Genomic DNA, 7,012 nt, shown 5'->3' on the forward strand with positions numbered 1-7,012 from the left:
TTGGTGATGATGGCGGAGGGGACCCACGCGTTCCCATCTCGAACACGACCGTTAAGCCCTCCAGCGTCGATGGTACTTGAACCGCAGGGTTCTGGGAGAGTAGAACGTTGCCAAGCAGTATCCCATTTGGGATATTAACAGCAAGAGATTGTAGGGCATCTAACTATGACGCGGGGTGGAGCAGCCCGGTAGCTCGTCGGGCTCATAACCCGAAGGCCGCAGGTTCAAATCCTGCCCCCGCAACCAATGATGCGAGTCATTAGCTCAGTTGGTAGAGCACCTGACTTTTAATCAGGGTGTCGTAGGTTCGAATCCTACATGACTCACCATTTGCCTTATTTACAGCATGCGCGTATGGCGGAATTGGCAGACGCACTAGACTTAGGATCTAGCGGGCGACCGTGGGGGTTCAAGTCCCTCTACGCGCATCAATCATCCCCAAGGAGTGTTACACGCCTTGGGGATTCCTATGCGGAAGTGGCTCAGCGGTAGAGCATCGCCTTGCCAAGGCGAGGGTCGCGGGTTCGATCCCCGTCTTCCGCTCCATTTTTATTAAGCGCCCTTAGCTCAGCTGGATAGAGTATTTGACTACGAATCAAAAGGTCGGGAGTTCGAATCTCTCAGGGCGCGCCATTTTTTCTAACAGATGTATACAATATCGGGACGTAGCTCAGCTTGGTAGAGCACCTGCTTTGGGAGCAGGGGGTCGCATGTTCAAATCGTGTCGTCCCGATACAGAATTAGCATAGTCAGTCAGCTGAAAGCTGATTGGTCTATGCTTTTTTTACTATTCGTTGCAGGAATGATTTTACCAATAGGATTAATGATCAAATTCATGTATAGTAGTAGTATATAGTAGTTGGTACGATTGATATAACTAGTTGGTGGTGGCATGGAATTCCCAGAGAACGTATATGCGTGGCTTTGATTGGAAGCTGTGCATTCCTGTCGAATGGGGAAGACGGTACGCGGATGAGTTATTTCTTCTGATACATGCAGACTGGCAATCTTGTTGTTTCCAAAAGTGGCACCTGCTGATTATGCAGGTGTCTTTTTTAATAGATTTTTTTAATAGATGTAAACAATTGTAAACAATTGAATGAGACTGGAAGGGTAATATCTTTTTTTGTCGAATTAGAATGAAAGAAATGATTTATAGAAAATGGATATGGAGGCTTCGAACGCAAGCTTCAAAATGTCCTAGAATTGAGTAATCATTGACTTAAACACATAAATCCCCAAACAAGATGATGCTACTATAAAAGTTTAAATTAATGGGCGGTGGTTGAATTGGAACAACTGAATCAAGAACCTGACTACATTGTTGAGTCTAAAAGAAAATGTTTTGACGCGGGTATGGACCCAAATGAAATCAGAAAGCCCAAACGTACGATGTCAGAAAAGCAGTTGTTGGCCAAGAGAAACACTTATAACGAAATTTTATCAGTCATAGATTTTTTCTCTGAAAAGATTTTAGATTCATTAAGCGGAACGCCAGTATTGATTGTCATATCGGATGAGAATGGTTTCTTGATTCACATGGTTGGAGATGAAACGATCAGGATCACCATTAATCAATTAGGCATACGCGTAGGCGCACAATTTACGCAAGAAGATATGGGAACGAATGTAGTGAGCTTAGCGCTTCAACAAAGTCATCCGATCCAATTGGTTGGCTCCAACCACTACCACACTATTCTTCATGGAACAGCGTGTTATGGCGTTGCATTTCGTTACACGGATATCAATAATTTACTAGGCAGTATCTGCATTATGACGGCATGGGAATTACATAATCCTTTTTTCTTAACCATGTTATCGACAGTGGTTGACTCTATTGAGAGAGAGCTGCTGCTAAGGAAGCAAAATAGAAAGTTAGATATGCTAAATCAGATTATGGTTAACAAAAATAGAAATGGTATTATTATTACGAACGCTGATGGCATTATTAATTCTGTGAATGATTTTGTAGTTGGTAAATTTGGCATTCAAAAGGATATCAGTATTGTAGACCGTAGCTTAGATAATCCAAGCTGCTTAATAAGCGGACATATGAAAAAGGTTATTCAGAACAAGAAAAGCTTTGATAATGTGCAAATGATTTTAAATACGGTAGATAATCAAAAGGTAGTTTGCCTTTTCGATGCGCAGCCCATCTATGATGAAACGAACAATTTCATTGGTTCGTATTCGCAGCTTAGAGATATTACAGAGCGTTATTTGAACGAAGAGAAACACAATTACCTAGCCTATCATGATGAATTAACATCGTTGCCTAACCGAAGATCTCTGAAAGAAACATTGAATAAATATATCTCTATTTCACTTATCTCAGGAACCAACATTGATTTAGCCCTTATGTTTCTGGATTTGGATCACTTCAAAACGATTAATGATGCTTTTGGTCATTCCAATGGTGATGTTTTATTAAAACAAGTGTCAAGTCGATTAACAGAGTGCTTAGGTGATTATGGAAAAGTATTTAGAATGGGCGGAGACGAGTTCATCTTCCTTTTCAGTGACATGACCGGGCAAAAAGAAGTCACTCAGAAAGGGAAGCAGATTATAGATTTATTTGACACCCCTTTTACGATTAATAACTCTAAGTTCCATGTGACTGCGAGTATTGGTATAGCTATATATCCTAATGATGGGACGGATGCGGAGACGTTCATGGTTTATGCGGATAATGCCATGTATAAATCGAAGTCGAAGGGGAGAAATAATTATACACTATTTGATTCAAATATGAAGACCCATTCGAAAGAGAAAGATAAACTATCACTGGAAGTACTGCTAAGAAGGGCTTTAGATAAAAAAGAATTTTTGGTGTATTACCAACCGCAAGTAGATCTGATAAAGAAGAAAATTATTGGCGTAGAAGCACTATTGAGATGGAATAGCCCGGAGTATGGCATTGTCTCTCCCGAAAATTTCATCCCCATCTTAGAAGAAAATGGCATGATTTCTCAAGTTGGCGAATGGGTGCTAAGTGAAGTTTGCAATCAAAGTAGAAAGTGGGTGGAAAAAGGCTTTCCTCGTGTTCGCATTGCGGTGAATCTCTCATCCCAACAATTTTTGAAAGATAACTTAGTAGAGATTATCCACAATACGCTTATTGAATACGGTATGGATCCTAGCTTCTTGGAATTAGAAATAACGGAAACGATGACGATGGATGTTGAGCGTGCGATTAATGTTCTAGGTCAATTGAATGCTTTGGGGGTAAGGATCAGCATCGATGATTTTGGAACCGGCTACAGTTCCTTGAATTACTTGAAGAAGTTTTCTATCCACACGCTAAAGATTGATAAATCCTTCGTTAGAGACATCATGGTGGATACCAACGATTCCAATATTGTCAGTACGATTATTTCGATGGCCCATAATTTGCACTTGGATGTTGTAGCAGAAGGTGTTGAAACGAGAGATCAGCTTGATTTCCTGCAGAAGAAAAAATGCGATATCGTTCAAGGATATTATTTTAGCAAGCCTCTTTCTGTTGATGATTTTGAGAAGTATTTTTACAAAATCAATGAGGAGATAGCAATCAATTTCACAAATGAAATGGATGGTTTAAAATGAAAAAAATTTCCGAGCTGCTAGCAATTCATTTTAAAAAGTGGGGGATTAACCACGTTTTTGGTATTCCGGGCAAAGCTGTCACTGCACTCATCCTTGACTTACACAATAATGGAATCGATTTTGTCTTGTCTAAACATGAATCCGGTGCCGGTTTCGAAGCTGCTGGCTATGCGCTAATGAAGAATCAATTAGCCGTGGCTATTGGGACGTCGGGGCCGGGAGGCACCAATCTTCTGACGTCTGCGGGTCAAGCCAAAGCGTCGCATCTTCCTGTTCTATTTATTACGGGGCATCCTTCTATCAAAGATTCGGGGAAAGCGCTTGGTCAGGATTCAACGATGTTTGGAACGGATATCGTGAAAATGTTTGAGCCTGTGACGAAGTTCAGCGCCAGAGTGGAAAGAGCGGAAACGTTTAAAGCTTATTTTCAGCATGCTATTGAGAAGGCTTATACAGGGGTTAAAGGACCGGTTCATCTGTCAATTGCAGGGGATGTTTTGGCGGAGTATATTGAGGAGTTTGAGCTGGACTTGCCGGAAACCATTCATCCTGTCGCATCGAATTTAGACAAATGCAAGGATGTAATCAATCGCTCGGAGCGGAAAGTCATCTTCCTGGGCAAAGGCGTCCATTCAAGCAAAGCTTATCGCGAAGTGAAAATGCTTGCGGAGATTTTCGATATTCCAGTGATGACTACGCCTGGGGGCAAGGGGACTTTTGAAAGTCAGCATCATTTATCCTTAGGAGCTTACGGTCTTGGGGGGACTGAGGAATCCAGTGCTTATGTTGAAAGCGGTCTGGATTTGATGATCGTCATTGGAAGCAAGCTTTCCGATATGTCGATTGCCGGATTAAGCCCCTCTTTGTATCCGAAAAGGGTGATTCATTTTGATTATGAACAGACGTTTATTGGCAAAAGCATTCAAGTAGAAACGATCCCCATCATTGGTGATATCAAAACGAATCTTAACGCTTTGTTTGAAACTCTGAATTACAAAGATATCGTTAAAACCCCTTTTCATATCGAAGATTATAAAACGAAAGACACCTACATAGAAAGCCGTTCCCCTATGTTGGCAGCGGAGGCTGCTAAAGTCATGAGCGCAGCGTTTGATGAGGATACCGTTGTTTTTGGCGATGATGGAAGTCATACGTTTTATGCCATTAAACATTATGATGTGAAGAGACCGGGGTCATTTTATTTTGACGATGTGTTCGGTACGATGGGTCACGCAATTGGCTATGCGATCGGAGCCAAGCTTGCTAAACCGGAAGCGAAGATCGTTTGTTTAACTGGTGATGGCTGCACATTTATGCACGGTACGGAAATCTCGACGGCGGTCAATTACGGGGCGAACGTTATTTTTGTTGTATTCAATAACGGGAAGATCGATATGGTTGATACAGGAATGACTTTGCATCTGGGCAAAGCCATTGGCACCGTTTATAAAACGATGTTGGATGCACAAAAGTTTGCGGAATCCATGGGAGCACTTGCGTTCAAATGCTTCGATGCCGAAGAGCTGCAAGCCGCTATCGAACAAGCGAAAACGGCCGACAGGACGGTTGTTATTGAAGTGATCGTTGATCCATTAGAAATGCCACCAACAGCAAAGAGGGGATAAGTATGAGCAGAGATCCAGTCAATTATAACAAAGGGATTGAAGTATTGAATGAGATGGTTGGAGCGCCGGGCTTGCAAGCCATCGATGCTTTTAAGAAATTTTACCCGGATTTCGCTGATTTTCTTGTGTCCTTTGGATTTGGCGAAATTTACTCCAGGGAAACATTAGATTATAAACAAAGAGAGCTGATCACGCTCACAGCCTTAATCTCTCAGGGTGCTTTTGAGCAAATGCCCTTTCATTTGAATGCAGCGCTTAACGTTGGGTTAACCCCCAAGGAAATCGTGGAGATCGTTATCCACTGTGCTGCCTATGTGGGCTTTCCTAAAGCGTGCAGCGCCATGACACACGTTATGAATGTGTTTGAGCAAAGAGGGATTACAGATATTTAAATCATGATTTGTTATAATAAAAGTGAAGTTAGCGGAATTGAATAGGAGGCGCTTCACTATGTTAAAACGAACCATCGGTCGTTTAGGTCATGAGAGCTCGGTTGTTATGTTCGGAGCTGCAAGCTTAGGAAATGTTACGCAGGAAGAAGCAGATGCATCCATCTCGTACGCCTTGCAGCAGGGAATTAACCATTTCGATACAGCCGCCAGCTATGGCGATGCTGAATTACGGATGGGCCCCCTGATCAGCCAAGTTCGCGGGGATATTTTCCTGGCTACCAAAACAGGGCAAAGATCGAAAAGAGAAGCGAAGGAAGAGATCTATCGTTCCTTGGAGCGGATGCGGGTTGATTCGGTTGATCTGCTTCAGCTGCACGCCGTGGGCTCAATGGAAGAACTGGATCGCTGCACAGCGAAAGGCGGCGCACTGGAAGCCGCTTTGGAAGCGAAGGACGAAGGCATTGTGAAGGAGATTGGCATCACCGGTCATGGGCATGATGCGCCGATTGTCCATTTGGAAGCTTTGCGTAGATTCCCATTCGCCACCATTTTGCTGCCGCTTAACTACTATATGTACAGCTTGCCTGAATATCGGGAGGCTTTTGACGCCTTGCTGGAAGAGGCTAGCAAGCAGAGTGCCGCTGTCAGGGTGATTAAAGCGATTGCCAAGGCTCCATGGGAAGAAGGGGCGAAGCGCCCCTATGCAACTTGGTATGAGCCGTTTGATCAGCAGCAGATCATTGATGCTTGTGTACATTTTGTTTTGTCTTTTCCTGGGGTGTGCGGGTTTGCCAGCGCTGGGGATATTCATTTGTTCCCCAAAATCGTTGACGCTGTGCAGCGGTATGGCTCCATGAACGATGAGGAAGCGACGCAAATCTTAAGTAAAATCAGCGGATATACGACTGTTTTCGGAGCACCGACATCGATTGCATAGAGATAAGAAAACACGAAAACACGTTATTTCCTTAGGGAAATGCGTGTTTTTTTGTTTTCTCTGCATAGTTGGTCATGCAGTAAGCGAAGCTTAGCGGTTAGTGTTCGCGGGTATTTACGCTGAGTCTGGCTGAGCCTGCGGAAACCACCGTCTCAGAGGTAGAAGAGCCGCAACCCGCCGCTGAGCCTGCCAAAAAGGCAGTCTCGAGCGTGAAGAAGGATCAAAACCGAGCAAAGCTGATCTGAGCCTGCCGAAAACGCTGTCTCAGGGAAAGAGAAGCCGCACCTCGCCGCTGAGCCTGCCAAAAAGGCAGTCTCGGGCGTGAAGAAGGGGCAAAACCGAGCAAAGCCGATCTGAGCCTGCCGAAAAGAGACTGTCGAACAACTCGAATTCCTCCCCTATAATATTGAATTTTTAGTATAATAAAGAAAAACCATGTAGCGAGGGATGGAAAGTGTCCATACAAAATGAGG

At 43.5% G+C, this 7,012-nt stretch carries 4 protein-coding genes, 6 tRNA genes and 1 rRNA gene; all 11 read left to right on the forward strand.

Translation table 11 applies throughout. The annotated features are described in order from the left end of the window. The 11 genes from rrf (at position 1) to HQN90_RS37860 (ending at position 6,539) form a co-directional block, all read left to right on the forward strand. Positions 1 to 116 (forward strand): 5S ribosomal RNA (rrf, locus tag HQN90_RS37810). Between the two features lie 53 nt (positions 117 to 169). Next, positions 170 to 246, forward strand: a tRNA-Met gene (locus HQN90_RS37815). Between the two features lie 7 nt (positions 247 to 253). Continuing rightward, positions 254 to 329: transfer RNA gene (locus HQN90_RS37820), tRNA-Lys, on the forward strand. A gap of 19 nt (positions 330 to 348) precedes the next feature. Next, positions 349 to 428: transfer RNA gene (locus HQN90_RS37825), tRNA-Leu, on the forward strand. Positions 429 to 471: 43 nt separating this feature from the next. Further along, a tRNA-Gly gene (locus HQN90_RS37830) sits at positions 472 to 546 on the forward strand. Positions 547 to 556: 10 nt separating this feature from the next. Beyond that, positions 557 to 633: transfer RNA gene (locus tag HQN90_RS37835), tRNA-Arg, on the forward strand. Between the two features lie 26 nt (positions 634 to 659). After that, a tRNA-Pro gene (locus tag HQN90_RS37840) sits at positions 660 to 733 on the forward strand. Positions 734 to 1,290: 557 nt separating this feature from the next. Continuing rightward, on the forward strand, positions 1,291 to 3,585 hold the full coding sequence (locus tag HQN90_RS37845; protein WP_173227969.1) for an EAL domain-containing protein: 2,295 nt from the start codon (positions 1,291 to 1,293) through the stop codon (positions 3,583 to 3,585). Further along, on the forward strand, positions 3,582 to 5,210 hold the full coding sequence (locus tag HQN90_RS37850) for a thiamine pyrophosphate-binding protein (protein WP_173227970.1): 1,629 nt from the start codon (positions 3,582 to 3,584) through the stop codon (positions 5,208 to 5,210). The genes HQN90_RS37845 and HQN90_RS37850 overlap by 4 nt, the downstream gene beginning before the upstream one ends. Positions 5,211 to 5,212: 2 nt before the next feature. Beyond that, positions 5,213 to 5,602 (forward strand): carboxymuconolactone decarboxylase family protein, encoded by a 390-nt coding sequence (locus HQN90_RS37855; RefSeq protein ID WP_173227971.1) that lies wholly within the window; start codon positions 5,213 to 5,215, stop codon positions 5,600 to 5,602. 58 nt (positions 5,603 to 5,660) lie between these two features. Then, a complete protein-coding gene (locus HQN90_RS37860) occupies positions 5,661 to 6,539 on the forward strand; it encodes an aldo/keto reductase (RefSeq protein ID WP_173227972.1) in 879 nt (292 codons plus the stop codon). The last annotated feature ends 473 nt before the right edge of the window (positions 6,540 to 7,012 follow it).

Origin of the sequence: Paenibacillus alba, assembly GCF_013204855.1 — a bacterium.
Classification (GTDB): Bacteria; Bacillota; Bacilli; order Paenibacillales; family NBRC-103111; genus Paenibacillus_E; species Paenibacillus_E alba.

Coding starts and splice junctions, on each gene's coding strand:
- HQN90_RS37850 (WP_173227970.1), top strand. CDS start 3,582: ATGAAAAAAATTTCCGAGCTGCTAGCAATTCATTTTAAAAAGTGGGGG.
- HQN90_RS37855 (WP_173227971.1), top strand. CDS start 5,213: ATGAGCAGAGATCCAGTCAATTATAACAAAGGGATTGAAGTATTGAAT.
- HQN90_RS37860 (WP_173227972.1), top strand. CDS start 5,661: ATGTTAAAACGAACCATCGGTCGTTTAGGTCATGAGAGCTCGGTTGTT.